The sequence below is a fragment of the Pseudomonas sp. BF-R-01 genome, from assembly GCF_019946615.1.
GTDB classification, from domain to species: Bacteria; Pseudomonadota; Gammaproteobacteria; order Pseudomonadales; family Pseudomonadaceae; genus Aquipseudomonas; species Aquipseudomonas migulae.
This window is the reverse complement of record NZ_JAGYFX010000003.1, coordinates 96,214-120,518: the sequence shown is the minus strand read 5'-3', so window position 1 is coordinate 120,518 and position 24,305 is coordinate 96,214. Positions and strand designations below refer to the sequence as shown.

General features: G+C 59.4%; 25 protein-coding genes. 15 read left to right on the top strand and 10 right to left on the bottom strand.

What is annotated here, in order from left to right; genetic code table 11:
- Nucleotides 1–311: 311 nt before the first annotated feature.
- Nucleotides 312–2,564 (top strand): catalase/peroxidase HPI, encoded by a 2,253-nt coding sequence (gene katG / locus KGB27_RS02935; protein WP_223553107.1) that lies wholly within the window; start codon nucleotides 312–314, stop codon nucleotides 2,562–2,564.
- A 583-nt stretch (nucleotides 2,565–3,147) separates the two neighbouring features.
- Here the strand turns inward: katG and KGB27_RS02930 are convergent.
- A complete protein-coding gene (locus tag KGB27_RS02930) occupies nucleotides 3,148–3,390 on the bottom strand; it encodes a DUF1652 domain-containing protein (protein WP_008043245.1) in 243 nt (80 codons plus the stop codon).
- 156 nt (nucleotides 3,391–3,546) lie between these two features.
- Between KGB27_RS02930 and KGB27_RS02925 the strand changes: the two genes are divergently transcribed.
- On the top strand, nucleotides 3,547–4,266 hold the full coding sequence (locus KGB27_RS02925; RefSeq protein ID WP_223553105.1) for an Imm52 family immunity protein: 720 nt from the start codon (nucleotides 3,547–3,549) through the stop codon (nucleotides 4,264–4,266).
- A gap of 78 nt (nucleotides 4,267–4,344) precedes the next feature.
- Here the strand turns inward: KGB27_RS02925 and KGB27_RS02920 are convergent, their stop codons facing one another.
- Together KGB27_RS02920 and KGB27_RS02915 are read right to left on the bottom strand one after the other, a co-directional pair.
- Complete coding sequence (locus KGB27_RS02920; RefSeq protein WP_008043241.1) at nucleotides 4,345–5,244, bottom strand: polysaccharide deacetylase family protein; 900 nt, start codon at nucleotides 5,242–5,244, stop codon at nucleotides 4,345–4,347.
- Nucleotides 5,245–5,344: 100 nt separating this feature from the next.
- The gene (locus KGB27_RS02915) at nucleotides 5,345–6,235 is read right to left on the bottom strand and encodes an ABC transporter substrate-binding protein (RefSeq protein WP_411736695.1); all 891 of its coding nucleotides are present in this window, start codon (nucleotides 6,233–6,235) and stop codon (nucleotides 5,345–5,347) included.
- 354 nt (nucleotides 6,236–6,589) lie between these two features.
- On the opposite strand from KGB27_RS02915, the gene KGB27_RS02910 reads away from it, so the two are divergent.
- The 6 genes from KGB27_RS02910 (at nucleotide 6,590) to KGB27_RS02885 (ending at nucleotide 11,511) form a co-directional block, all read left to right on the top strand.
- The gene (locus tag KGB27_RS02910; RefSeq protein ID WP_223553090.1) at nucleotides 6,590–7,576 is read left to right on the top strand and encodes an aliphatic sulfonate ABC transporter substrate-binding protein; all 987 of its coding nucleotides are present in this window, start codon (nucleotides 6,590–6,592) and stop codon (nucleotides 7,574–7,576) included.
- A 64-nt stretch (nucleotides 7,577–7,640) separates the two neighbouring features.
- Nucleotides 7,641–8,483: an ABC transporter permease gene (locus KGB27_RS02905; RefSeq protein WP_008030262.1), complete on the top strand. Its 843-nt coding sequence runs from the start codon at nucleotides 7,641–7,643 to the stop codon at nucleotides 8,481–8,483.
- A 3-nt stretch (nucleotides 8,484–8,486) separates the two neighbouring features.
- On the top strand, nucleotides 8,487–9,200 hold the full coding sequence (locus KGB27_RS02900; protein WP_223553087.1) for an ABC transporter ATP-binding protein: 714 nt from the start codon (nucleotides 8,487–8,489) through the stop codon (nucleotides 9,198–9,200).
- Nucleotides 9,201–9,865: 665 nt separating this feature from the next.
- On the top strand, nucleotides 9,866–10,546 hold the full coding sequence (locus KGB27_RS02895; protein WP_223553086.1) for an SOS response-associated peptidase: 681 nt from the start codon (nucleotides 9,866–9,868) through the stop codon (nucleotides 10,544–10,546).
- A 273-nt stretch (nucleotides 10,547–10,819) separates the two neighbouring features.
- On the top strand, nucleotides 10,820–11,092 hold the full coding sequence (locus tag KGB27_RS02890) for a hypothetical protein (protein WP_192229228.1): 273 nt from the start codon (nucleotides 10,820–10,822) through the stop codon (nucleotides 11,090–11,092).
- A 191-nt stretch (nucleotides 11,093–11,283) separates the two neighbouring features.
- A complete protein-coding gene (locus KGB27_RS02885) occupies nucleotides 11,284–11,511 on the top strand; it encodes a DUF6555 family protein (RefSeq protein WP_008043230.1) in 228 nt (75 codons plus the stop codon).
- Nucleotides 11,512–11,580: 69 nt separating this feature from the next.
- Here KGB27_RS02885 and KGB27_RS02880 read toward each other — a convergent pair whose 3' ends face one another.
- The 3 genes from KGB27_RS02880 to KGB27_RS02870 all read right to left on the bottom strand — a co-directional run bounded on the left by KGB27_RS02880 (nucleotide 11,581) and on the right by KGB27_RS02870 (nucleotide 12,805).
- Complete coding sequence (locus KGB27_RS02880) at nucleotides 11,581–11,730, bottom strand: hypothetical protein (protein ID WP_223436500.1); 150 nt, start codon at nucleotides 11,728–11,730, stop codon at nucleotides 11,581–11,583.
- Between the two features lie 65 nt (nucleotides 11,731–11,795).
- Nucleotides 11,796–12,107 carry an AzlD domain-containing protein gene (locus KGB27_RS02875; RefSeq protein ID WP_167362959.1) on the bottom strand — a complete coding sequence of 104 codons (312 nt, stop codon included), beginning with the start codon at nucleotides 12,105–12,107 and terminating at the stop codon, nucleotides 11,796–11,798.
- Nucleotides 12,107–12,805, bottom strand: a complete 699-nt coding sequence (locus tag KGB27_RS02870) for an AzlC family ABC transporter permease (protein ID WP_032828797.1) — start codon at nucleotides 12,803–12,805, stop codon at nucleotides 12,107–12,109. The genes KGB27_RS02875 and KGB27_RS02870 overlap by 1 nt, the downstream gene beginning before the upstream one ends.
- Nucleotides 12,806–13,184: 379 nt before the next feature.
- Here KGB27_RS02870 and dapA point away from each other — a divergent pair, with 379 nt between their 5' ends.
- The 3 genes from dapA (at nucleotide 13,185) to KGB27_RS02855 (ending at nucleotide 15,994) form a co-directional block, all read left to right on the top strand.
- Nucleotides 13,185–14,057 (top strand): 4-hydroxy-tetrahydrodipicolinate synthase, encoded by an 873-nt coding sequence (gene dapA, locus KGB27_RS02865; protein WP_223553084.1) that lies wholly within the window; start codon nucleotides 13,185–13,187, stop codon nucleotides 14,055–14,057.
- A 64-nt stretch (nucleotides 14,058–14,121) separates the two neighbouring features.
- Entirely contained in the window at nucleotides 14,122–14,523 is a 402-nt protein-coding gene (locus KGB27_RS02860; RefSeq protein ID WP_008030239.1) for a DUF2784 domain-containing protein, read from the top strand.
- A 553-nt stretch (nucleotides 14,524–15,076) separates the two neighbouring features.
- Nucleotides 15,077–15,994: a LysR family transcriptional regulator gene (locus KGB27_RS02855; RefSeq protein WP_223553081.1), complete on the top strand. Its 918-nt coding sequence runs from the start codon at nucleotides 15,077–15,079 to the stop codon at nucleotides 15,992–15,994.
- 2 nt (nucleotides 15,995–15,996) lie between these two features.
- On the opposite strand, the gene KGB27_RS02850 is transcribed toward KGB27_RS02855, so the two are convergent.
- Both KGB27_RS02850 and KGB27_RS02845 read right to left on the bottom strand, forming a co-directional pair.
- Nucleotides 15,997–17,574 carry a sensor domain-containing diguanylate cyclase gene (locus KGB27_RS02850; RefSeq protein ID WP_223553079.1) on the bottom strand — a complete coding sequence of 526 codons (1,578 nt, stop codon included), beginning with the start codon at nucleotides 17,572–17,574 and terminating at the stop codon, nucleotides 15,997–15,999.
- 78 nt (nucleotides 17,575–17,652) lie between these two features.
- A complete protein-coding gene (locus KGB27_RS02845; RefSeq protein ID WP_223553076.1) occupies nucleotides 17,653–18,180 on the bottom strand; it encodes a DUF3087 domain-containing protein in 528 nt (175 codons plus the stop codon).
- 213 nt (nucleotides 18,181–18,393) lie between these two features.
- On the opposite strand from KGB27_RS02845, the gene ppnN reads away from it, so the two are divergent.
- The gene (gene ppnN, locus KGB27_RS02840; protein ID WP_008034560.1) at nucleotides 18,394–19,767 is read left to right on the top strand and encodes a nucleotide 5'-monophosphate nucleosidase PpnN; all 1,374 of its coding nucleotides are present in this window, start codon (nucleotides 18,394–18,396) and stop codon (nucleotides 19,765–19,767) included.
- Nucleotides 19,768–20,337: 570 nt separating this feature from the next.
- Here the strand turns inward: ppnN and KGB27_RS02835 are convergent.
- The gene (locus KGB27_RS02835; RefSeq protein WP_223553074.1) at nucleotides 20,338–21,402 is read right to left on the bottom strand and encodes an alpha/beta fold hydrolase; all 1,065 of its coding nucleotides are present in this window, start codon (nucleotides 21,400–21,402) and stop codon (nucleotides 20,338–20,340) included.
- A gap of 116 nt (nucleotides 21,403–21,518) precedes the next feature.
- A complete protein-coding gene (locus KGB27_RS02830; RefSeq protein WP_008043219.1) occupies nucleotides 21,519–21,782 on the bottom strand; it encodes a DUF2790 domain-containing protein in 264 nt (87 codons plus the stop codon).
- A 227-nt stretch (nucleotides 21,783–22,009) separates the two neighbouring features.
- Between KGB27_RS02830 and KGB27_RS02825 the strand changes: the two genes are divergently transcribed.
- The 3 genes from KGB27_RS02825 to KGB27_RS02815 all read left to right on the top strand — a co-directional run bounded on the left by KGB27_RS02825 (nucleotide 22,010) and on the right by KGB27_RS02815 (nucleotide 24,266).
- Complete coding sequence (locus tag KGB27_RS02825) at nucleotides 22,010–22,750, top strand: response regulator (RefSeq protein WP_008033593.1); 741 nt, start codon at nucleotides 22,010–22,012, stop codon at nucleotides 22,748–22,750.
- 199 nt (nucleotides 22,751–22,949) lie between these two features.
- Nucleotides 22,950–23,387, top strand: coding sequence for a hypothetical protein (locus tag KGB27_RS02820; protein ID WP_223553073.1), 438 nt, complete (start codon nucleotides 22,950–22,952; stop codon nucleotides 23,385–23,387).
- 144 nt (nucleotides 23,388–23,531) lie between these two features.
- The gene (locus KGB27_RS02815; protein ID WP_008043213.1) at nucleotides 23,532–24,266 is read left to right on the top strand and encodes a substrate-binding periplasmic protein; all 735 of its coding nucleotides are present in this window, start codon (nucleotides 23,532–23,534) and stop codon (nucleotides 24,264–24,266) included.
- Nucleotides 24,267–24,305: the final 39 nt, after the last annotated feature.

The following is a 24,305-nucleotide window of genomic DNA, read 5'->3' as shown; positions in this document are numbered from 1 at the left end:
CTATCACGCCCCAACACTCGCCCTATTAGCTGACTTCCCGACTCAGGTCTAACCTTAGTCTGCGCTGGCGCCATAAGCCGGCCGGATTAGCGCTGAAAAGGAGACAGGAATGAGCCCGAAGCTTGACTAGGCCACCCGTGGGCCACCGCGCAGGCAACCTGATTGCCGCTGTTCAGAATTCCCGTGTGGTCACCACAATCAGTTGATCCAACTGCTGGCCCTGCAGCCTATGTCCTTGATTCCGCTCGTTGCTATTTAACGCCCGCCCCGGGCCCGATAGCCGGATGAACACGACCAAAGGTAGCTCGCACATGGCAAACGAATCGAAATGCCCGTTCAATCATGCCGCAGGCGGTGGCACCACCAACCGTGACTGGTGGCCGAACCAACTGAATCTGAAGATCCTGCACCAGCACTCGTCCCTGTCAGACCCCATGGACGAGGGCTTCAACTACGCCGAAGCGTTCAAAAAACTCGACTTTGCGGCGGTCAAGCGCGACCTGACTGCACTGATGACCGACTCACAAGACTGGTGGCCAGCAGACTTCGGTCACTATGGCCCGCTGTTCATTCGCATGGCCTGGCACGCCGCTGGCACATACCGCACCGGAGATGGTCGTGGCGGTGCCGGTTCCGGTCAACAGCGCTTTGCCCCGCTCAACAGCTGGCCGGACAACGTCAGCCTCGACAAGGCACGCCGGCTGCTGTGGCCGATCAAGCAAAAATATGGCAACAACATTTCCTGGGCCGACTTGATCGTCCTCACCGGTAACGTCGCGCTGGAGTCGATGGGCTTCAAGACCTTTGGTTTTTCCGGTGGCCGCGCGGACGTCTGGGAACCCGATGAAGACGTTTATTGGGGCTCGGAAAACAAATGGCTGGGCGGTGACGTTCGCTACGACAAAGCACAAAAACCCGTGCAAGCACCCGGCGATGTTCCACTGGTGGCCGAGCCCGGGAGAAATGAAGACAGCCGTACCGATGAGGGGCGCAATCTGGAAAACCCACTGGCCGCCGTGCAGATGGGCCTGATCTATGTGAACCCGGAAGGTCCGGAAGGCAATCCCGATCCCGTCGCTTCGGCCCTGGACATCCGCGAAACGTTCGGCCGCATGGCCATGAACGATGAAGAAACCGTGGCCCTGATCGCCGGCGGCCACGCCTTCGGTAAAACCCACGGCGCCGGCCCTGCCGACAACGTCGGTGCCGAGCCGGAAGCCGCCGGTCTCGAAGCCCAGGGCCTTGGCTGGAAAAACAGCTTCGGCACCGGTAAAGGCCCGGACACCATCACCAGCGGGCTGGAAGTGACCTGGACCACCACACCCACCCGGTGGAGCAACAACTACCTGGAAAACCTGTTCGGCTTCGAGTGGGAGTTGAGCAAAAGCCCGGCAGGCGCGAACCAGTGGGTGGCAAAAAACGGCGCCGGGGCCGGCACCATTCCGGATGCACACGACCCGTCCAAGCGGCGTAACCCGACCATGCTCACCTCGGACCTGGCGCTGCGCTTAGACCCGATCTATGAACCGATTGCCCGGCGCTTCCTGGCCAATCCGGATCAGTTGGCCGATGCCTTCGCCCGCGCCTGGTTCAAGCTGATCCACCGCGACATGGGCCCGCTCTCGCGCTACCTCGGCCCGGAAATGCCCAAGGAAGAACTGTTGTGGCAAGACCCGATTCCGCCGGTCGACCATGCCTTGGTCAACGACAGTGACGTCGCTGCACTCAAGGGCAAAATCCTCGCCTCTGGCCTGAGCGTCTCGCAGCTGGTATCAACGGCCTGGGCGGCAGCGTCGAGCTTCCGTGGCTCCGACAAACGTGGCGGCGCCAACGGTGGACGCCTGCGACTGGCGCCACAGAAATCCTGGCAAGCCAACCAGCCCGAACAACTGGCGAGCGTGCTGGCGAAACTGGAAAGCATTCAGCGTGAGTTCAACAACAGCGGCAAGAAAATCTCGCTGGCGGACCTGATCGTGCTGGCCGGCAGCGCCGGTGTCGAACAAGCCGCAAAAAGTGCCGGCCACAGCGTGACGGTGCCGTTCACACCGGGACGGACGGACGCCTCGCAAGAGCAGACGGACGTCGAATCCTTCGGCTTCCTCGAACCCATCGCCGATGGTTTCCGCAACTACCTGAAAACCCGCTACCGCGTGTCGGCCGAACACCTGTTGATCGACAAGGCGCAACAACTGACCCTCAGCGCACCGGAAATGACTGTGCTCGTGGGCGGTTTGCGGGTGTTGAACACCAACGTCGGACAAACCCGACACGGGGTGTTTACCCAGCAACCGGAGGCATTGACCAACGACTTCTTCAAAAACCTGCTGGACATGGGGGTGGAATGGAAGCCGGTGTCGGACGCCAATCAGGAGTTCGAAGGCCGCGATCGCAAAACCGGCCAAGTGAAATGGACCGGGACGCGGGTCGATTTGGTCTTCGGCTCGAATGCGCAACTGCGGGCCTTGGCCGAACTGTATGCCAGCAGTGATGCGAAGGAGAAATTCGTCAAAGACTTCGTAGCGGCGTGGACGAAGGTGATGAACCTGGATCGTTTTGACCTGTAGAAGCCAGCTTGCTGGCGAAGCGGTGGTGGCCGTGATGACGCCATCGCCGGCAAGTCTCAGGGTTCATCGACGGACTCTTGTAAATAAACGGCACCGCTGAAACAACAACGCCTCCCAAGTGGAGGCGTTGTGCTTGTTGCGCATTGAAGGAAGGAATCAGGTCGGAGAGATCGTGGCCAAGGCACCGATCAAAATGGTTAACAGCAGAAATCCACCCAGAAAAATGGCCATCTTGGGCATGGGGCCTCCTACATGATGAGTTTGCGGTTCAGTGGCTACCGCGACTGCGGACCGTGCGGTCATTGTGGGGCGCGGGCCGGGTACATGACAGATGCAGATAGCGCAGAAAAATACGGATCAGAACAAGACCCCGGGCGAGACACCACCCAACCTGTAGGAGCCAGCTTGCTGGCGATGGCGTCCGTGAGATCGCCTTCGCCAGCAAGCCGGCTCCTACAGATCGTGGGGGTGTTCGGGATTGAGGGTTTACGCAAAACCTGTAGGAGCCCGGCTTGCCGGCGATGGCGTCCGTGAGATCGCCATCGCCGGCAAGCCGGACTCCTACAGTTTTTGCGGTTATTCCTCAGCCGGCAAACGCGCGGCGACCGGCGCGCATTTCGGTGTGAAATTCGCCAATCAGGTTTGAAATAGCACGAGCGCTGCTCAGTTGCGCGGGTGACACGCCGGTGATCAGCAGATCAATCCTGCCGGTGGAGCGCTCGAAAACCTTGATCCGTAGCGACCCGTCAGGATTCACCGTGCAGGCGCAGGAAAGCGGTTGAAAACCGGACTCCACAATGCGGCAAAGTTCTGGAACTGAAACCATAAAGGGTGTCTCGGGTGGCGGTTGATCGGATTGACCCTTTGAGAATAGATGGGCCTACCAAGCCTGCTCGGGCGAATACTTGGGACAAATGTTATTTGTGTCTCAATTCGGAAAACTTTAGGTGCCGGTTAAGAGCAAAGCATTCAAGGTGTCAGCATGACAAATTTCAAAAGCTTCATTTTTACCTTCAGGTTCAACAAGCAGGCCATTACCTCACTTACGCTTGAAACGCAGGTCGAAAAAGCTGCCGACTTTTTGCGTCAGGCCGGTGCAATCAGTCCACTCCTGGCCAACTGGTATTTGCAAGGGAAAAGCCTGAAAGACTCGCTTTCAACTAACGTCAGTAACAACACTCAAGCGCTGATCGACAAAGTTAAGCGCGCTCATGATCCTGACCTTCCCGACCTGACCGAATTTTCGGTCTGGAATGCCATCCAGGATCCGCTTGAGGGCGGAGTCGCCTTTCATTACAGCGCGCACAACCTCGATTCAGTGTCAGCCATGTCCTTCGAGGACGCTGGTGCTTTGTTGATGAAGCTTGCGCACCCGGAAGAGACATTCACAAAAATTATCAATCTGGCCGTGAATATCTGGCCAGAAATTGACTGGGTCACCGTGGTACCGGCCAACTATTTCAGAAAAGGTCGTGTTTTCAAGGACCGACAGACAATTGGATGGATTGGCTTTTGCCCGCAACCGTTGAAACAGGAAGACTTCCCTCAGGCACACAAACTGGTTCCCGTGCCCGACAGGGGGACCATTATCGTCAGCTGTCCTGAAGTCATGAATGAGCAAAACCTCGACCACTTCGGACAGGTTGGGGATATTGATACCAAACTGGTAGAGCTTGGTTATTTGCCGTTGTTTATGAACTGAATCGTGCACATGTGAACGACAGCGATCATCTGCAGGAGCCGGCTTGCCGGCGAAGGGCCCGTGAGTCTTGCGTTTTGATCACTGCGCATCCGCTCCCCAGATCCAGTTCCAGACCCCCGGCAATTTCACCGGTTGCGCACTGTCGCGAACGGTGCGCGCCATGGCCGCCCGTTGCAGTTCGGCCTGATCATCGTAAAACGGCTTCTGCGCCGTTTTCACGCCGGTCGCCTGCGCACTGTCGAGAAGGATTTGCAGGTATTCGCGGGCATGTCGGGCGGTGTAGCGATTGAGGTCGTGGAAGGTCACCACCACCGGGATCACCCCATCCACCGTCGGCAACTCACCCATTGCGATGCGCTCACGCACCTCTGACATCTGCCGCAACATGCTGGACCGGCGTCGGGGGCTGGCGTTGAAACCCCAGATCTTGCCGTCGTTGGCGCTCAGGTCGGTCAGCAACACGTGCATGCCGTGCTTTTGATAAGCGGCGAAAACCCGTTTGTCGTAGTTCCAGAACGGCGGCCGCACCAGGGTCGGCGGCGCACCGGTGATGGCGGCGATGTCGGCACTGCCTTTGGTCAATGACTGTTCCAGTTCTTCCGGGCTCAGAGAACGGTGATTGGTGTGCCAGTGGGTGGCCGTGTGGAAACCGAGAATCTGCCCGTCCGCATGCTCGCGGCGCATGACCTCACGGCCGATGTCGCTGTCGCCCGCCCGTGGCGCGCCGGTCTGCACAAAGAACACCGCTTTGAGGTTCGGCTGCACCGGGTTGGTGGCGAGACTGTCGAGGATGGTCATCGTCGGGTTCCAGAAACTCGACGCGCTGGGGCCGTCGTCGAACGTCAGCAGAAACCGGATCGGTGCTTGCGCGTGCAGACGCTGTTCGGTTTGCGGTGTCATTTCGATGGGAGCAGCGATGCAACCCACCAGCCCGACGGCAATGGCGAGTGCGCTGAGAATCTTGAACAGCTGTTTCATGTTGTGCCTTGAGCCGGACCGTTAAGCCCGCACAGTTGTGCGGGCGCGGTTTGGATCAGGGTACACAGTGTTTGGTTCCGGTGCTGCCCGGCATTGTCAGTTACTGGGTAAACGCCTGCTCGAACGAGTTGTCGATAATCGGCGCGGTCGCCAGCGCTGTCGGCAGTGCTTTGACCTTGAACAGAAAATCCGCCGTGCTTTGCAGGTCCTTAGCAGCCTGTGCATCCACCGGGCCGACGGTCATGTGAGCCTGGCGTAACCAGTGACGCGAGACGTTCTGGTCAAGATTGGCCTTCTTCGCCCACAGATCGGCATATTCGTCGGTGTGATTGTCGACCCAGGCCCGCGCCTTTTTCAGGCGAACCAGGAAGTCGGCGATGGCTTCGCGCTTGCTGTCGATTGACGGTGTCGAAGCGGCGATGGCGCTGAGGCCTGGCATGAGGTTCTTGGCGGTGAGAATCGGTCGCGCGCCGGAGAACAGAATCTGCTGGGAAATGTAGGGTTCCCAGACCGGGAAGGCATCAATGCTGCCCTGAGGCAGCGCGGCGGCGGCATCGATCGGCATCAGCTTGATAAAGTCGACGTAGTCCTCCGGCAGGTCAGCTTGTTGCAAGGCACGCAGGGTCAATTGCTGGCTCCAGGCACCGGGCCAATAGGCGACTTTCTTGCCCTTGAGGTCGGCGATGCTTTTGACCGGCGAATCCTTGGGCACCAGCAAGGCGATGGTGTCCGGGTTCTGCCGCGAGACGCCGATCAGCTTGACCGGCGCCTGCTTTGCAGCGAGGAACAGGAAGCCTGAATCGCCCAGAAAACCCACGTCCAGCGCCCCGGTGTTCAACGCTTCGGCCAGCGGTGCAGCGGCCTGAAAATGCTTCCAGTCAACGGTGTAAGGCGCCCCATCCAGCACCCCCGAAGCCTCCACCGAAGCGCGCACGTTGTAGTAATTCTGATCACCGACATGCAGGACAACGGGCTCAGCGGCGTAGGCCATTGGCGCAGCAAACAACGCACTGGTCAGCAAACTGCGAACGAATCTGGACAGGTTCATCGGGGGCTCCTTGAGAGTGAATGGCATAGACCATAACGCTCTTACAGGACGCTTTTTAAATTCGATTTACGCATAAGCTCATGACTGTCAGTCAACACTGTTCACCCGGCAACAGTGAGCCGACAGACTGTTTTCCCTGCAACACCCTTCTGCTTCATTCCTCGCCTCAACGCCTTGAAAAGGCCTGATATCCAAGACATGGCACAGAGCCTGCAATATTCCTTTTACGCAGGAAGCGTTTATAAAAAATGAATTTTTAGACATAAGAAACCCAACGCCTTGTCCGGAGCCGATCACATGAAGCCCACCTTCCGCTTTCCCAAAGTCAGGTATCTGCTCAGCGCCTGCGCCCTGGCCTTGAGCCTGCAACCCGTCGCGCAGGCCGCTGAAACACCGCCGGCCGAAGTGCATCTGGATTACGCCTACTACTCGCCAGTGAGCCTGGTGCTTAAACACTTTGGATTTCTGGAAAAAGCCCTGCCGCAGACCAAAGTCAGTTGGGTGCTGAGTCAGGGCAGCAATCGCTCGCTGGAGTACCTCAACAGCGGCAGCGTTGATTTCGCCTCCTCTGCCAGCCTCGCCGCCGTGCTCAGCCGCGCCAATGGCAGCCCGATCAAATCGGTTTACGTCTACAGCCGCGCCGAATGGACCGCATTGGTGGTGCGCAAGGATTCGCCCTACCAGACCGTCGCCGACCTGAAAGGCAAGAAGATCGCCGCCACCAAAGGCACCGACCCGTACCTGTTCACCCTGCGCAGCCTGCAACAGGCCGGTCTGAGCAAGGACGATGTGGAACTGGTGCATTTGCAGCACCCGGATGGCCGCACGGCCCTGGAAAAAGGTGACGTCGACGCCTGGGCCGGCCTCGATCCGCACATGGCCGCGAGCCAGGTCCAGGCCGGTTCGCGCCTGTTGTATCGCAACACCAACTTCAACAGTTATGGCGTAGTCAGCGTTACTGACACTTATGCGAAAGAGCACCCGCAGACCATCGAAACCGTACTGAAGGCGTACGAAAAGGCCCGCGACTGGGCGGTAAAAAACCCTGACGAACTGGCGAAACTGCTCGCTACCGAATCCGGTCTGCCGCTGGAAGTGGCCAAGCTGCAACTGTCCCGCACTGACCTGAGCAGCCCGCAACTGACCGCCAGGGATGTGATCGCCTCCAAGGCCGCCGCGCCGATTCTGGTGTCCGAAGAACTGGTGCGTCGCGGGGTGAATGTCGATCAGGTCATCGATCAGTTGATCGACACCGACTTCAAGGAAACCGTGGCCCGTCAGTAAATAACCGCCAACGGGGCACAACGAATCCGCGCCAGTCGCGGATTTGTCGTGACCGGAGAATCTCATGACCAGCAAAAGCAAAGACCTGCCCCTCGAACTGCCGACGCCACGTCGCGCCGCTCTTTCCTTGAACAATGCCTGGCGTTTGCGCCTCAAGGGTCTGGCGTTGCCGGTGCTGATCCTCCTGGTGCTGGAATTTGTCGTACGCATCGGCTGGTTGCCGTCCTACCAAATGCCGGCGCCCAGCGAAATCGCCCTGACCTTAAGAGACCTCGCCGAAGGCGCGCTGTGGAAACACATCAGCGCCAGCCTGTTGCGCGTGTTGCTCGGTTTCGCCATTGGCGCCGGCCTGGCACTGGTGTTTGCCGCCTGGGTCGGCTTGAGCCGCGAAGCCGAAGCCTGGCTTGAGCCGACCTTCGCCGGCCTGCGTTCGATTCCGAGCCTGGCCTGGGTGCCCCTGTTGTTGCTGTGGCTGGGCATCGACGAAACCTCGAAAATCGTCCTGATTGCCATCGGCGCGTTCTTCCCGGTGTACCTCAACGGCGTCGCGGCGATTCGCGACATCGACCGCAAACTGGTGGAAGTCGGGCAGATGTATGGCTTCGGTCGCACACGGCTGGTCCGGCGGATTTTGCTGCCCGCCGCCCTGCCCGGCCTGTTTACCGGGTTGCGCAGCGGCATGAGCCTGGCGTGGATGTTTCTGGTGGCCGCCGAGCTGATCGCCGCGACCAAAGGGTTGGGTTATCTGCTCAGTGACGGGCGCGAGACGTCCCGCCCGGACATCGTGCTCGCGGCAATCATTGTGCTGGCGCTGCTGGGCAAACTCAGCGATGGCATTCTCGCCGGCCTGGAGAAACGCTTCCTGGCGTGGCGCGACACGTTCAACGGCCAAAGCACAGAGGATTGAGCTATGACCGATTATCTGCTGGACATTCGCGTCCAGCGCAAAACTTTCGCCACCACCACTGTGCTCAGGGATATCCACCTGCAATTGCAGCCCCGGGAAACCGTCAGCCTGCTGGGCCCCAGCGGGTGCGGAAAAAGCACGTTGTTGCGGATCGTTGCCGGTCTGGAAAAGGACTTTCAAGGTGAACTGAATCGCAGCGCCGGTGAGGTCGCGTTCGTGTTTCAGGAACCTCGATTGATGCCCTGGTTGACGGTCGAGCAGAACATCGGCTTCAGCGCCGACAACCGATATGACAAGGCCTGGGTCGCACAACTGATCGATGAAGTCGGCCTCAGCGGGTTCGCTCAAGCGTTACCCAAGGCGCTTTCCGGCGGTATGGCGCAGCGGGTCGCCATTGCTCGCGGCCTCTACTCACGGCCCGATGTGCTGTTGCTGGACGAACCGTTCAGCGCGGTGGACGCCTTCACCCGGATGAAACTGCAAGATCTGTTGCTGCAACTGGCCGAGCGTCACGCCATCGCCCTGCTGCTGGTGACCCACGATGTCGATGAAGCGCTGTACCTCAGCGACCGCGTCCTGGTCATGGACAATCGCCCCAGCAGCATTCGCCAGGAACTGGCGGTGCAACTGCCCCATCCGCGTGATCGGAGTGACCCGCAGCTGGCGCAATTGAAGGCCCTGTCGTTGACCGAACTGCAACGGGCGCACGTCATTTGAATCGCCCAGCGTTCCCCGATCCGTAGGAGCCCGGCTTGCTGGCGAAGGCGTCCGCAAGATCGCCATCGCCGGCAAGCCGGCTCCTACAGGGTTCGTGTGAATCCCCGATCCCGGACATCTCCCAATCCGTAGGAGCCAGGCTTGCCGGCGAAGGCGTCCGTAAGATCGCCATCGCCAGCAAGCCGGCTCCTACAGGGGTCGCGTGAATCCCCAATCCCGAACATCTCCCAATCCGTAGGAGCCAGGCTTGCCGGCGAAGGCGTCCGTAAGATCGCCATCGCCAGCAAGCCGGCTCCTACAGGGTTCGCGTGAATCCCCAATCCCGAACATCCTGACGATCCGTAGGAGCCAGGCTTGCCGGCGAAGGCGTCCGTAAGATCGCCATCGCCAGCAAGCCGGCTCCTACAGGGTTCGCGTGAATCCCCAATCCCGAACATCCCCGCGATCCGTAGGAGCCAGCTTGCTGGCGATGGCGCCCGTAAAATCGCCATCGCCAGCAAGCCGGCTCCTACAGGGTTCGTGTGAATCCCCGATCCCGAACATCCTGACGATCCGTAGGAGCCAGGCTTGCCGGCGAAGGCGTCCGTAAGATCGCCATCGCCGGCAAGCCGGGCTCCTACAGGTGAAGCGTCTAAGCTGAAGGTTCCAGTAAGAGGTTTCTTTCGATGTGCGGAAGACTCTCGCAATATCGGGGCATTCATGACTTCGTGGCGGTGTTGAGTATTCCCGACGCGCTGATCAACCATGTTGGCTATGAACCGCTGGCCAGGTACAACGCCGCACCGACGAATCAACTCGCGTTGTTTCATCGGCAAAGCAATGGGCTCCAGGCCGACAAGGTGCGCTGGGGATGGCGGCCGCACTGGGCGAAGGATCGTGCGGCGCCGATCAATGCACGGGTGGAGAAAGTCGCCCACGGCCCGTTCTTTCGCGCAATCTGGCCGCACCGCGCGATTGTGCCGATCGACAACTGGTTCGAATGGGTCGATACGCCGGACTCAACGAGACAGCCATGGCTCATCCGGCGACAGGACCGCGATCCGATTTTCTGTGCCGCGATTGGCCGGTTTCCCACCGATGGCGAGGAACCGAGAGACGACAACGGTTTCGTGATCATTACCGCGGACAGCGCCGGTGGCATGCTCGACATTCACGACCGGCGGCCGGTGGTGTTGTCGCCGGAACTGGCACGGGAATGGCTCGATCCCGCCACGCCCCCGGAACGCGCCGAACAGATGGCCTTGTTTCAAGGCGAAGGCAGCGAAGTTTTCGAGTGGTACAAGGTTGGCAAGGCTGTAGGCAACGTGAGGAATCAAGACGCGTCGCTGATTGACGAGAGTGCATGAATTTATCAATACCAACAGCCTGACGGCAGCCAATAACTGTTAGTTATGCAGACCAATAACTTAAACGTTACACAGACTGTTTCACCCAAGTAACACTTACTGATAGAGGGCGTTTGGCTGTATCAACCGCTTGTCCGACAATTTGATCGTCATACATACATTTAGAATAACTACGGATAGCATGCGCGCCGCATTTCCATTGGCATCGCCCAGTTGACCAAAGAGTCAACAACTAAGGAAATCCCAACTACAACAAGCCTTGCAGAGAATTAAATGCGCGACGATTTTGCAATCAATCAAGTCGTTGGTCTGGAGTGCGTTTATCTTTCGACGACAGAGCACTATCGGCTGGACTGTTTCATAGAGCAATACATAAAGACCCGTAACCTGCGATCGGTTCCGGGGATTGACGGCACCTTGCGTTCAACGCTCATACACTATCCCGGCAAGCCGCCGGTCATGGTCAACGAAGTGAACGCATGGATCGACAAGACCTTGGGCTATCGGGCCTCACATCCCGACGAATTGCAACTCGACGACGCTTGAAACGACGCGCAGGCCTACGTTTGGCAAAAGAACTGAACGAACCCGTCGTCGCCGCACTCTGAACGGTAGAGGCTCACTGAGCCTCCTCCTTTTTCAGCAGTCCTATTTCTGCATCACACTTTCACCGCAGATCTCTCTGAATTTTTATTCGACGACTAAGCCACTGACCTGGCTGGCTCCACGAGAGATAGATGAGTGAACTCATTCCCTATGCCGTGCATTACTTATTCGACGGCGTGCGACAGCACTTTTTCAAGATGGCCGTGCATTTTTCCGATGTCGAAGCGATTCATTCGGCGTCTGCGCATGCTTACCCTGAATCCGGCCGCAAGATCGCCGAACACGCCACCCTCGAAGCGGCACGGATCAAAGCACAGCAATTGGGCATTACCCAGATTCGCTGGAACGTGTCGATCTGATTGACCAGCAAAAAAAGCCCCGCGCACTGGCGGGGCTTTGTTGTATGCGCAGATCGGTCAGAACACCTGCTAAAACTTTTTATCAAGTTCTGACAGTTCCTTCCCGTCGTCGGGATGCTTCCAGTCAGGCGTCGAACGTTTCTGCCGCTCGATCTCTTCTTCCGTCGGTTCATCCATGTCTTCATCTTCCGGATCAGGACGCTTTTGTTCAGTTGCCATGCTCACCTCTCTCCCTAAGGGATCAGTCATCAACTTTAAGCGTAGAACAGTTTCGCGCTCCCGGCTCAGAGCCACCAGCGCAGCAAAAAGAAGAACCCCATGCTCAACAACATGCTGAGCAAGGTGTTGCGGGTGTACAGCACCAGCCCCACCGCCACCAGCGAACTGATCAGGTACGGGTTGTCCCATTGCAGGTTCAGCTGTTTATCCGGCATGAACACAATCGGGCCGCAGATGGCGGTCAACATGCCCGGCACCGCAAAGCCGAGGAATTGCCGGGCATTGCTGCTCAGGCGTAGCGGCAGCCGTGGCTCGAGAAATACATAACGGTTGAGGAACACCAGAATCCCCATACCGACAATCACCGCCCAGACCATCATGTGCGTCCACCGTAGAATTTGTTGCAGATGAAGCCCGCCGTCATGCCCGCCAACCCCGACAACACCAGCGCCGAGCCCCATTGCCAATAACTGAACAACACCGAGCAAAACAGCGAAACCGCCACGCAGACCACGGTCGGTACATTGCGCACCACCGGGGTGATCAGGGCAATGAAGGTCGCGGCGATGGAGAAATCCAGGCCCAGATGTTCCAGACCGGGAATGCTGCTGCCCAGCACGATGCCGGCCAGCGTGAAGAGGTTCCAGGCGATGTAAAACGTCAGGCCGACGCCCAGGGCATACCAGCGGTTGAATTGCTGTTTGTCATGCTGGCTGGTCAAGGCGAACAGCTCGTCGGTGAGCAAAAAACCCAGCCCGGCACGCCAGCGACCCGGCAGCGGGGAAATTACCGAGCGCATGCTCATGCCGTAGAGCAAATGCTGGGACGTCAGCAATAATGTGGTCAGCAGAATCGAAAAAATACCCGCACCGCCCTTGAGCATGCCGATGGCCACCAATTGCGCCGCCCCGGCAAACACGATGCTCGACAACCCCTGGCCTTGCAGCGGCGTGAGGTTGGCTTCGATGGCCATGGAGCCGGCCAGCAATCCCCACGGCGCGGTCGCCAGGGACAATGGCATGATCGCCGCGGCGCCGCGAAGAAAGGCGCTGCGCGGCATGAGTGAGTGAGTCATAACGCTCTACAAACAGGAAAAGACGCCTGACTGTGCCAGCAGTCGCGCCCGATGGCTTGAACAATCTTGCGCACTTGTGCCGATTTTGGTGATTGACAAAAATCCCGCCGACTCTTAAAACTGAGCGCCTCATTCAGGGTGTAAGCAAACATGTCCGCAACCTTCAACCTCAACATTGACGCCATTGGCTTGATTGCCAAGGCGCAAGGTTGCGTTGCGCACGCCCTCAAATCGAAGAAACAGTCGCTCATGTGACCGGGGCGCGCTGTCCCGTCAGATGAGCTGACAGGACATTGAGCGCGACGGGCACCCTCCCCCTGCTTACTTCCTTCTACGCTTCTGACGGTGACGAAATCGGTCAACTTTCAGGAGTAAGTGCATGTCATCGTTTCAAGGTATCTGGGTTCCGCTCGTAACGCCGTTTCAACACGGTGCGATCGATTTCGTCGGGTTGCGCCGGCTCGTCAGCCATTTGCTGGACAAAGGCGTCGATGGCCTGGTGGTCTGCGGCACTACCGCTGAAGCGGCGGCACTGAGCAAACATGAACAACTGGCGGTGCTGGATGCCGTGCTTGAGTTAGTGCCTGCGGATCAGGTGGTCATGGGGCTGGCCGGCAACAACCTGACCGAACTGCTGCAATTGCAGAGCGAAATCCTCAAGCGGCCACTGACCGGGTTGCTGGTGCCGCCGCCGTACTACATTCGCCCGTCCCAGGCAGGCCTTGAAGCGTTTTTCAAAACGGTTGCCGATGCGTCCACTGTGCCGATCATTCTGTACGACATCCCGTATCGCACCGGCATCGCCTTCGAACAGGCGACGTTGCTCAACATTGTGGCCCACGAGCGAATCGTCGCGATCAAGGATTGCGGCGGCAATCAGGCCAACACCCTGGCACTGCTGACCAGCGGCCAGGTCGACGTGTTGTGCGGCGAAGACAACCAGATATTCAGCGCCCTGTGCCTCGGCGCCAAAGGGGCGATTGCCGCCTCGGCGCATGTGCATCCGGAGTTGTTCGTGACGCTGTATCAACAGATCCGCGACCAGCGGCTGGCGGAAGGACGGGCGACGTTTTTCCGGTTGCTGCCGCTGATTCAAAGCCTGTTCATTGAACCCAATCCTGCCCCGGTGAAAACCGCACTGGCCCTTGAAGGCTTGATCGACGACGAACTGCGCGCGCCGATGCAACGCAGCAGTGAGGCCATGGTGCTGCGTCTGAAGACCGTGCTCGCCGGGTTGGGCAGCAAACAATAGATAGAGCGCCGACGCCCCGCCCGAGTACCATGGAGTGATTCGCATCACGCGTCAGGGAGTCGCCATGCTTTACCGGATCGCCGCCGATGGGCTGGTGCTGTTTCACCTGCTGTTCATTCTGTTCGTGCTGTTCGGCGGGCTGCTGGTGCTCAAATGGCGCCACCTGGCCTGGTGGCACCTGCCGGCCGCAACGTGGGGGATTGCGGTCGAGGTGTTCCACCTGACCTGCCCGCTGACACAGTGGGAAAACCTCATGCGCAGCGCGGCCGGGCAGACCGGCTATGGCGGTGGTTTCATCGAGCATTATGTGTGGCCGGTGATTTACCCGGCCGGGTTGACCCCGAGTATCCAGCTGGGACTCGGCGGCGTGGTGCTGGTGATCAACGTGTTGGTCTACGTTCGGGTGTTCAGGCAGCGCAAGTCACGCCGGACGTCCACCCTTTCAAATACCACACGATCCCTGTAGGAGCCGGCTTGCCGGCGATGGCGGCCTCAAATTCAACGTAGTGTTCGAGGGCCTCATCGCTGGCAAGCCAGCTCCTACAGGGGTTGGGATTGGCCGATAAATTTCAGACAGCCCGCGATTTTGTAGGAGCCGGCTTGCCGGCGATGGCGGCCTCAAATTCAACGCAGTGCTCAAGGGCCTCATCGCTGGCAAGCCAGCTCCTACAGGGGGTGGGGTTGGCCGATAAATTTCAAACAGCCCGCAATTTTGTAGGAGCCGGCTTGCCGGCGATGGCGGCCTCAAATTCAACGCAGCGTTCAAGGGTCCCATCGCTGGCAAGCCAGCTCCTACAGGGGTTGGGATTGGCCGATAAATTTCAGACAGCCCGCGATTTTGTAGGAGCCGGCTTGCCGGCGATGGCGGCCTCAAATTCAACGTAGTGTTCGAGGGCCTCATCGCTGGCAAGCCAGCTCCTACAGGGGTTGTGGTTGGCCTATACATTTCAGGTGGCCGCGATTTTGTTTTCGTTGCTCCAGACATTCATTTCCAGGCCGTTCGTTCGAGGATTCAGAACATGTTGTCGATTGAAGACCTGGCGTTGCTGGAGGCCATTCGGGAAACCGGTAGCCTGTCGCGCGCGGCGGTGCACCTGGGCAAGGCGCCATCGACCGTGTCGTATGCGGCGCGGCAACTGGAAGAGCGTTTCGACGCCTTGCTCTTCGATCGCCGCCGTTACCGCTTGCAGCTCACCCTGGCCGGGGAATTGCTGGTGAACGAGGCGGCGCGGCTGATGCAGGACGTCTCGCGCCTGACCCAACGGGTGCAGCAAGTGGCCAATGGTTGGGAGAGTCGGCTGTGGATCGTCACCGACGAACTGCTGGAGTTCGAAACCCTGATCCCGGTGATTCACGAGTTTGATGCGCTGGAATCCGGCGTACCGTTGCGCATCACCCAGGAAGTGCTCAAAGGTGTCTGGGAAGCCCTGCGCGAAGGCCGGGCGGACCTGATCATCGGCGCCACCAACGAACCGCCGGCCATCCCTTCCTTGCGCTGGATGCAGTTGGGGGAAATGGAATGGGTGTTTGCGGTCTCACCGAAGCACCCGCTGGCCAAGGCCAAGGAACCGATCTCTCGGGCAACGGTGACGCAACACCGGGCGATTGTCGTGGCCGACTCCTCCAGAGTCACCGAAGGCAGCACTTATGGCGTCTCCGGCGGACAACCCGTGCTCGCCGTGCCGACCATGCGCGCCAAAATCCTCGCCCAGTGCGACGGCCTGGGCGTGGGGTGGCTGCCCAAACATCGGGTCGGCTCGTTACTGAAAAACGGAACGCTGGTCGAAAAACAGATGGCCGACCCGCGCGAGCCGAACATTCTGTATGCCGGCTGGCGTGGCGACCATGACGGTCGCGCCCTGGGTTGGTGGCTGGAAAAACTCAAGCAATCGTACCTGGCGACCCAACTGGTTCAGGGCAGCGGTGGGTTTGTTTGAAGTCAGTTGGCAATGACGCTCATGTTCCTGCCGCTGGCCTTGGCCACGTAAAGCGCCTTGTCCGCAGCGCCCACCAGGTCGTTCGGCTGGGCCTGTGAGGCAGGATCGTAAGCGGCGACGCCGATACTGACCGTCACCATGCCCTCTGCGCCTTCACGGTGGGGAATACCGGCCTGCAACACCGCACGACGGATTTTTTCCGCCACCAGAAACGCCCCCACATAGTCAGTCCCTGGCAGCACCGCCGCAAACTCTTCACCGCCGTAGCGCGCCGCCAGATCCCCGGGCCGCTTGATGTTGTCGGTGATGATCGCGCTGATGTTGCGCAAACATTCGTCGCCGGCCACATGACCGTAGTGGTCGTTGAACAGTTTGAAGTGATCGACATCGATCATCAGCAGCGCGAGGCCGCTCAGGCTGCGCCGGGCGCGACCCATTTCCGAGTGGATGAACAGATCGAACTGACGCCGGTTGGACAGCCCCGTCAGCGCGTCTTCCAGGGCCAGCAATTCCAGGCCGCGATTGACCTCGAGCAGTTTGTCCTGAGCGTCCAGCAGTTGGTTCTGAATGCGGTTCTGCTGCTTCATCAGATTGATCAGGCGAAAACCCAGTACACCGACAAAACCCAGCAAAAGCGTAACGATGCCAGCACTGAGCATGGATTCCTCACGCCAGCCAGCCAGGACTTCCTCCTTGTCGAGCGCGGCGAAAACAACCAGCGGATACCCCTCGACCCGGCGAAACCCCACCACCCGCACAACGCCATCCACCATGGATTTGAATGTTGCCGTCCCTGAACTCCCCGAGGGCAACAACTGCTTGAACAGCGGGCTGTTGGCGAGGCTGGTGCCGATATCCGCTTCGTTGAACGGCCGGCGAACGATGATGGTGGCATCGTCGGCGATCAGGTTGATTACGCCGTTGCGGCCCATGTCGATGCTGTCGTACAGGAACAGGAAATGATTGAGATAAATCGTCGCCAGCGCCACACCGGCAAAACTCCCATCGGCATGATTGATCCGGCGCGACACCGTCATGATCCATTCGCCGCTGGAGCGGCTTTTGATCGACGGGCCGATATGAGGCCCACGGTCGGGATGATTGCGATGGAAGATGAAATATTCACGGTCGGCATTGTTGGCATCGGTCAGGGCGGCGCCGTTGGAATTGGCAATCCAGCGCCCCGTTTCGTCATAGACGAACAGGCCATGCAACTGACTCAACTCACTGCGCTGGGCGCTGAGCAAGCGCTCCAGATGTGGCAGCCCGGCCGGGTCGAAGCCGTCGCTTTCGAGGCGTTCCACCAACGTAAACAGCAGCGTATCGGCCTGCTTGATCGTCGCCTGCGCTTGCGAGGCCAGGGTCTGCGCAAGGTTGGACATCGCCACTTCCTTGTCATGCAGATGGTACTGGCGCGAACTCCACGCTTCCCAGATCACGATGACAATCATGGACAGGCACACTGCAACAAGCAGTACCACCGCGGAGCGTACCTTGATCCTGGCACCGGCCTGTTCGGTGACCAAAGGCACGCTGTGGCGCAATTGTTCAATTCGGTCTTTGACAGACGGGTTACCCATGACGCTCCCTGAATCCTGATGAATGGCGACTGATCCCGTTCGCCTTTTTATTATCAATGTGCCTTGGTCCTGTACCGGTTAGCGTGGCGTCTGTTTCACGGCCTCAAGCCACGCCGGGTTCAATTGTGTCTGTTCGGTCTCGATGCCCAGCGCTTCCATTCGTGCCTTGTGCAGGTCCATTTCACGTATCAATTGGCTGTGATCACTGGAGTTACCGTCCAGTTGGTGCATCTGGCTCAGCCCCAGGTGATAAAAACGCAGCAGCTTCATGGCACTCGGATCACCCGCGTCCACCGCCGCCGTCACCTGGTGCATGACGTTGGTGATGCTCATCAGGCTGCGTTTGAGCTGCCAGCCGTAGACCGCCGGCGCCATCCACTCCTGGGTCCAGAATTTGCCGCGCATCAGCGTCGCCATCAACAGCACCGCGACAAACACGCCGCCCACGTTGAAGCGTAGATTGTCGCCCCCCGGTTCGCCGAACATCGCCACCGCCGCGGTGGACAAAACCATCGCCAGGGCGAGGAAAACCAGGGCGATGATGATCGTGCTGCGGCGCGTCTGGCTTCGGTAGATTTCTGGGTTCTGCGGCTGGATTTCAAACATCGCGACGGGGTTCCTCAGGCGGCGTGAGCAAAAAGACTGCGGGGCATTATCGCCTCTGCGAGGGATTTAGCTATGCTGGGGCTCCTTTTCATCTTTTCATCGTCAAAGGGGAACATGGCGATACTGCGCAGTTCGTGCCATCTTCTTTCGTGGATACATACTATTCGGATGTCATGCGTCCTCGGCGGGTGACATCGTTTTAAGGATCATTGAATGTCCCAACGACAAGTAATCAACGCTTCGGTCAGCCCGAAAGGCAGCCTGGAAACCCTCTCTCAACGTGAAGTACAGCAACTGAGCGAAGCCGGATCCGGCAGCACCTATACCCTCTTCCGCCAGTGCGCCCTGGCCATTCTGAATACCGGCGCCCATGTCGATAACGCCAAGACCATTCTCGAAGCCTACAAGGACTTCGAAATCCGCATTCACCAACAAGACCGCGGTGTACGCCTGGAACTGCTGAACGCCCCGGCCGACGCATTCGTCGATGGCGAAATGATCGCCAGCACCCGGGAAATGCTGTTCAGCGCCCTGCGCGACATCGTCTACACCGAAAACGAACTCGACAGCCAGCGCATCGACCTGAGCAATTCCCAGGGCATCAGCGACTACGTGTTCCACCTGCTGCGCAACGCCCGCACCCTGCGTCCCGGCGTCGAGCCCAAGATCGTAGTGTGCTGGGGTGGCCACTCGATCAACACCGAAGAATACAAATACACCAAGAAAGTCGGCCACGAACTGGGCCTGCGCAGCCTCGACATCTGCACCGGTTGCGGCCCCGGCGTAATGAAAGGCCCGATGAAAGGCGCGACCATCGCCCATGCCAAACAACGCATTCACGGTGGCCGTTACCTCGGTTTGACCGAACCCGGCATCATCGCTGCCGAAGCGCCGAACCCGATCGTCAATGAGCTGGTGATTCTGCCGGACATCGAGAAACGCCTGGAAGCGTTCGTGCGTGTCGGCCATGGCATCATCATTTTCCCCGGCGGCGCGGGCACGGCTGAAGAGTTCCTGTACCTGCTCGGCATCCTGATGCACCCGGACAACAAGGGCCTGCCCTTCCCGGTCATCCTCACCGGGCCGAAACACGCGGCGCCGTATCTGGAACAACTGGACGCGTTCGTCGGCGCCACCCTGGGTGACGCGGCGAAGCAGCATTACGAGATCATCATCGACGACCCGGCTGAAGTCGCGCGGCAGATGACTGCTGGCCTCAAAGCGGTGAAACAGTTCCGCCGCGAGCGCAACGACGCGTTCCATTTCAACTGGCTGCTGAAGATCGACGAGGGCTTCCAGCGCCCGTTCGACCCGACCCACGAAAACATGGCCAACCTGAAACTGAGCCGCAGCCTGCCGGCCCATGAACTGGCCGCCAACCTGCGTCGCGCGTTCTCCGGCATCGTCGCCGGCAACGTCAAAGACAAGGGCATCCGCCTGATCGAAGAACACGGGCCGTACCAGATCCGTGGCGATGCGGCGGTGATGCAGCCGCTGGATCAGTTGCTCAAGGCGTTCGTGGCCCAGCACCGGATGAAACTGCCGGGCGGCGCGGCGTACGTGCCGTGTTATCGCGTGGTGGCATAACCAAACCCTGTAGGAGCCAGCTTGCTGGCGATCAGGCCCTCGAGCCGTGCATCGCTCATCCGGGCGCCATCGCCGGCAAGCCGGCTCCTACAGTTCCGCGTCGTGTGAAAGACTACCGACACCCACCATTCCTGTAGGAGCCAGCTTGCTGGCGATGAGGCCCTCGAACCGTGCATCGTTCATCCGGCCGCCATCGCCGGCCAGCCGGCTCCTACAGTTTGGTGTCGTGTGAAAAACTACCGACACCCACAATTCCCGTAGGAGCCGGCTTGCTGGCGATGAGGCCCTCGAACCGTGCATCGTTCATCCGGCCGCCATCGCCGGCAAGCCGGCTCCTACAGTTCCGCGTCGTGTGAAAAACTACCGACACCCAGAATTCCTGTAGGAGCCAGCTTGCTGGCGATGAGGCCCTCGAACCGTGCATCGTTCATCCGGCCGCCATCGCCGGCAAGCCGGCTCCTACAGTTGGGTGTCGTGTGAAAAACTACCGACACCCACGATTCCTGTAGGAGCCAGCTTGCTGGCGATGGGGCCCTAAAGCCTTGCGCTGCGCATCAAGCCGGTTCCGTTTTACAGGTTGTCCGCGTCGATCACAGCCTTGGCAAAGGCTTGCGGATCTTCCTGCGGCAAGTTGTGGCCGATGCCGCCGCTGATGAGGCGGTATTCGTATTTGCCAGTAAAGCGCTTGGCGTAATCCTCGGCGGCCGGATGCGGCGCGCCGTTGGCATCGCCTTCCATGGTGATGGTCGGCACCGTAATCACCGGGGCCTTGGCCAGTTGCTGTTCCAGCGCTTCATACTGGGGTTCGCCCTGCACCATGCCCAACCGCCAGCGATAGTTGAAAATCGTGATAGCGACGTGATCCGGGTTGTCCAGCGCCGCCGCGCTGCGGTCGAACGTTGCGTCGTCGAAGCGCCATTTTGGCGATGCCAGCTCCCAGATCAACTTGGCGAAGTCGTGACGATTCTTTTCGTAGCCGGCCTGACCGCGCTCGGTTGCAAAATAGAACTGGTACCACCATTGCAACTCGGCCTTGGGCGGCAACGGGTTCTTGCCCGCAGCCTGATTGCCGATCAGATAGCCGCTGACGGCGACCAGCGCCTCGACCCGCTCCGGCCAAAGTGCGGCAACGATGTCCGCCGAGCGCGCGCCCCAGTCGTAGCCACCCAGCACCGCTTTCTTGATCTTCAGTGCATCCATGAAGTCGATGACATCACTGGCCAACGCCGCAGGCTGGCCGTTGCGAACAGTCTTGTCGGACAGGAAATGCGTGTCACCGTAGCCCCGTGCGTATGGGATCAATACCCGGTAACCCTTGGCCGCCAACAACGGCGCCACTTCGCTGTAGCTGTGAATGTCGTACGGCCAGCCGTGCAGAAGAATCACCACCGGCCCATCGGCGGGGCCGACTTCGGCGTACGCCACACTCAGCAACCCGGCATTGACATGCTTGAGCGGGCCGAACGTGTCCGCCTTGAGGGTCGCAGCACTCGCCACCACGGGCTCGGCAGTCGCGGCTTGCGCACTGGCAACCCCGAGAGCACCGAGTTGCATCAGCGCGAACGCGAGGACCGAGGGGCCAAGGAGACGGCGACGACGCGAGGCGGAAGTACTGCTCAACACATTGATCTTCATGGTGATATCCCTGCAAGTCATTGATCGGGTGTTTGGACGACATGAATCAGCCATCGCGGGGCGCTGAGCAGACGGTGCGTTGCTCGACATCGACAGCGATGAGCGTAGTGGAAAGATCAGCCGCCCTGATTCGCGCAGTCTGCGAATTTGCTGTACCCGGCGACTTTCTGTGCGCCATTGGAGTCGAGGTAGGTCAGGCGGGCATCGACAATGCCGCAGGTGCCGCCGCCGTTGTCGACGATGGATACGACTTTCTTGATATCCAGGTGCGTGCCGTACGCCGTGGTTTGCGCTGGTGCTTGAACATCGGCATGGGCCGAAAATGCGGCAACGTTCAGGACGGCGAAGAAGCTGGCGGCAATCAGTTTTTTCCAGTTCATGATGAATTCCTCAGGGTTGCAATGGGCAATGGTTGCGAGGCAAACCGTGTTGTCTCGATGGAGCCCATTTAATCGACCCGAGGTATCTGCCATGTGTCTTAGAACCCGCGGTATTAAGGCGTAAGGTGTCAAACAGGGCAGCGGATACACTGTGATACAAAGCCTGTGGGCAGGTGCACCGTGGCTGCCTAGAATGCGCAACGTGCGAACAACAAGAGGGTTGAGCAATGGAACATGTAAACCACATTCTGATCGTCGACGACGACCGGGAGATTCGCGAGCTGGTCGGCAATTACCTGAAGAAGAACGGCCTGCGCACCACGGTGGTTGCCGACGGCCGGCAGATGCGCAGTTTTCTGGAAGCCAATCAGGTGGACCTGATCGTGCTGGACATCATGATGCCCGGCGATGACGGCCTGGTGCTGTGCCGCGAGTTGCGCTCGGGTAAACATAAAGCGACGCCGATCCTGATGCTCACCGCACGCAACGACGAAACCGATCGCATCCTCGGCCTGGAAATGGGCGCCGACGACTACCTGACCAAACCCTTCGCCGCCCGCGAGTTGCTGGCACGGATCAACGCCGTATTGCGCCGTACGCGAATGCTGCCGCCCAACCTGCTGATCACCGAAAGTGGCCGACTGTTGGGTTTCGGCCGCTGGCGCCTCGACACGACTGCCCGCCATCTACTCGACGAAGACAACACGATGGTCGCCCTCAGTGGTGCCGAGTACCGCTTGTTGCGCGTATTCCTCGATCACCCGCAACGGGTACTCAGCCGCGACCAGTTGCTCAACCTGACGCAGGGACGCGATGCCGACCTGTTCGATCGTTCAATCGATTTGCTGGTGAGCCGTTTGCGCCAACGCTTGATGGATGACTCACGCGAGTCGACCTACATCAAGACCGTGCGCAGCGAAGGCTATGTGTTCTCCTACCCGGTGGAAATGCTCGGCGCAGAATCATGAAGCGTGCCTGGCGCTGAACACGACCGCCCTTCACATCCGAAGGGTTTTGTATCCGTCTGTATAAGAACTCGCGACAGATACGCAGACAGCGATTTCACCGGGTTCGAGCACACATCACCGATACACCCTGGCGTTTAACTGTGATCACCGGATAGCAGCAGCTACCGACCCACTCAAACTAAACGCACGGAGAATCACCATGATCAATTTCTCGAAAGTTTCTTCCCTGGCACTCGGTCTGGCACTGGTCGGTGGTCTCGGCCTGTCGAATCTGGCCTCGGCCAGCTCCGTGAGCGCGGTGTCCCACAGCCAGATCCAGCAACTGCTGGTGGAAGGTGGCTCGGACCGGCTGCAACAGAACCGCGTGGCTGAAGGCGGCGCCGATCGTTTGCAAGAGTTGCGCGAACGTGTCGCTGAGGGTGGCGCCGATCGCCTGCAAGAGCTGCGTGAACGTGTCGCCGAAGGCGGTGCCGATCGCCTGCAAGAGCTGCGTGAACGTGTCGCCGAAGGCGGTGCCGATCGCCTGCAAGAGCTGCGTGAACGTGTCGCCCTGATCAGCCCGGACAACGCCGTACGCGGCGGCGTGATCGTGGCGGAAAACCGCGCAGAGTTCGGTTCGAAATATCAGCGGTATTGATCGCGATCTATGTCGCAACAAAGATCCCCTGTGGGAGTGATACCCATAAATCCTCAGGTCTGACGCAAAAGCCCGCTCAATTGCGCGGGACAGTGACTGCACGCTCGTACTAAGCTTTGCGCCACATTCGATCAAGGACGATTCATGAAGCGCATCGCCGTTTGCCTGCTGTCTCTTTTGACGTTCACTGCGGTCGCGGCAGACCTGAACATGCTGACTGACAACCACCCGCCCCTGCATTTCCAGCAGGGTAATCAGCTGGTGGGGTTTGGCGTGGATGTGGTTCAGGCATTGGCCGACATGGCTGGCGACCAGGTGCACTTTCAGCAAGTCCCGCTACTGCGCGCCTTGCACGTGGCCAGCACCGAGCCCGCCACGGGGGTGTTCACCGTGTTGCGCACTGCCGAGCGTGATGGCCAGTATCAGTGGGTCGGTCCGCTGATGGAGGTGGAAACCGCTTTGTATTCCACTGAAAGCACCCGGCAACCGGTGCGCAGTCTGCTGGAGGCCGGTCATCAGGGCCGCATTGCCGTTCCGCGAAAATGGCTGGTCTACAGCTACTTGCAGAAACAGGATGTGAACAATCTGTACGGCGTGGAAACCCCCGAACAAATGATGCGTCTGGCCCGCCTGGGTCGCGCGGAGTTCGTGGTGGCCGATACCCTTTCCGTCGCCACCATGGCCCGTGAAGAAGGAGTGCCACCCGAGCAGTTGCACTACCAGATACCGCTGATGAAGGAAGCCACGTATATCGCTTTTTCGCCGTTGACCGACCCGCGTCAGATTGCGCGCTGGCAACAGGCGCTGAACACGATGCGCCAGGACGGGCGCCTGGAACAGCTCAAGCAGCGCTGGCTGGCAGACCGCACACCACGCTGACGGCGTGGATCAACGTTCTCGATAAAGACTATGCGTGAG

Excerpts from the sequence above, each read along its gene's own strand:
- katG (WP_223553107.1), top strand. The coding sequence starts at position 312 with ATGGCAAACGAATCGAAATGCCCGTTCAATCATGCCGCAGGCGGTGGC.
- KGB27_RS02930 (WP_008043245.1), bottom strand. The coding sequence starts at position 3,390 with ATGGTTTCAGTTCCAGAACTTTGCCGCATTGTGGAGTCCGGTTTTCAA.
- KGB27_RS02925 (WP_223553105.1), top strand. The coding sequence starts at position 3,547 with ATGACAAATTTCAAAAGCTTCATTTTTACCTTCAGGTTCAACAAGCAG.
- KGB27_RS02920 (WP_008043241.1), bottom strand. The coding sequence starts at position 5,244 with ATGAAACAGCTGTTCAAGATTCTCAGCGCACTCGCCATTGCCGTCGGG.
- KGB27_RS02915 (WP_411736695.1), bottom strand. The coding sequence starts at position 6,235 with ATGGCCTACGCCGCTGAGCCCGTTGTCCTGCATGTCGGTGATCAGAAT.
- KGB27_RS02910 (WP_223553090.1), top strand. The coding sequence starts at position 6,590 with ATGAAGCCCACCTTCCGCTTTCCCAAAGTCAGGTATCTGCTCAGCGCC.
- KGB27_RS02905 (WP_008030262.1), top strand. The coding sequence starts at position 7,641 with ATGACCAGCAAAAGCAAAGACCTGCCCCTCGAACTGCCGACGCCACGT.
- KGB27_RS02900 (WP_223553087.1), top strand. The coding sequence starts at position 8,487 with ATGACCGATTATCTGCTGGACATTCGCGTCCAGCGCAAAACTTTCGCC.
- KGB27_RS02895 (WP_223553086.1), top strand. The coding sequence starts at position 9,866 with ATGTGCGGAAGACTCTCGCAATATCGGGGCATTCATGACTTCGTGGCG.
- KGB27_RS02890 (WP_192229228.1), top strand. The coding sequence starts at position 10,820 with ATGCGCGACGATTTTGCAATCAATCAAGTCGTTGGTCTGGAGTGCGTT.
- KGB27_RS02885 (WP_008043230.1), top strand. The coding sequence starts at position 11,284 with ATGAGTGAACTCATTCCCTATGCCGTGCATTACTTATTCGACGGCGTG.
- KGB27_RS02880 (WP_223436500.1), bottom strand. The coding sequence starts at position 11,730 with ATGGCAACTGAACAAAAGCGTCCTGATCCGGAAGATGAAGACATGGAT.
- KGB27_RS02875 (WP_167362959.1), bottom strand. The coding sequence starts at position 12,107 with ATGGTCTGGGCGGTGATTGTCGGTATGGGGATTCTGGTGTTCCTCAAC.
- KGB27_RS02870 (WP_032828797.1), bottom strand. The coding sequence starts at position 12,805 with ATGACTCACTCACTCATGCCGCGCAGCGCCTTTCTTCGCGGCGCCGCG.
- dapA (WP_223553084.1), top strand. The coding sequence starts at position 13,185 with ATGTCATCGTTTCAAGGTATCTGGGTTCCGCTCGTAACGCCGTTTCAA.
- KGB27_RS02860 (WP_008030239.1), top strand. The coding sequence starts at position 14,122 with ATGCTTTACCGGATCGCCGCCGATGGGCTGGTGCTGTTTCACCTGCTG.
- KGB27_RS02855 (WP_223553081.1), top strand. The coding sequence starts at position 15,077 with ATGTTGTCGATTGAAGACCTGGCGTTGCTGGAGGCCATTCGGGAAACC.
- KGB27_RS02850 (WP_223553079.1), bottom strand. The coding sequence starts at position 17,574 with ATGGGTAACCCGTCTGTCAAAGACCGAATTGAACAATTGCGCCACAGC.
- KGB27_RS02845 (WP_223553076.1), bottom strand. The coding sequence starts at position 18,180 with ATGTTTGAAATCCAGCCGCAGAACCCAGAAATCTACCGAAGCCAGACG.
- ppnN (WP_008034560.1), top strand. The coding sequence starts at position 18,394 with ATGTCCCAACGACAAGTAATCAACGCTTCGGTCAGCCCGAAAGGCAGC.
- KGB27_RS02835 (WP_223553074.1), bottom strand. The coding sequence starts at position 21,402 with ATGAAGATCAATGTGTTGAGCAGTACTTCCGCCTCGCGTCGTCGCCGT.
- KGB27_RS02830 (WP_008043219.1), bottom strand. The coding sequence starts at position 21,782 with ATGAACTGGAAAAAACTGATTGCCGCCAGCTTCTTCGCCGTCCTGAAC.
- KGB27_RS02825 (WP_008033593.1), top strand. The coding sequence starts at position 22,010 with ATGGAACATGTAAACCACATTCTGATCGTCGACGACGACCGGGAGATT.
- KGB27_RS02820 (WP_223553073.1), top strand. The coding sequence starts at position 22,950 with ATGATCAATTTCTCGAAAGTTTCTTCCCTGGCACTCGGTCTGGCACTG.
- KGB27_RS02815 (WP_008043213.1), top strand. The coding sequence starts at position 23,532 with ATGAAGCGCATCGCCGTTTGCCTGCTGTCTCTTTTGACGTTCACTGCG.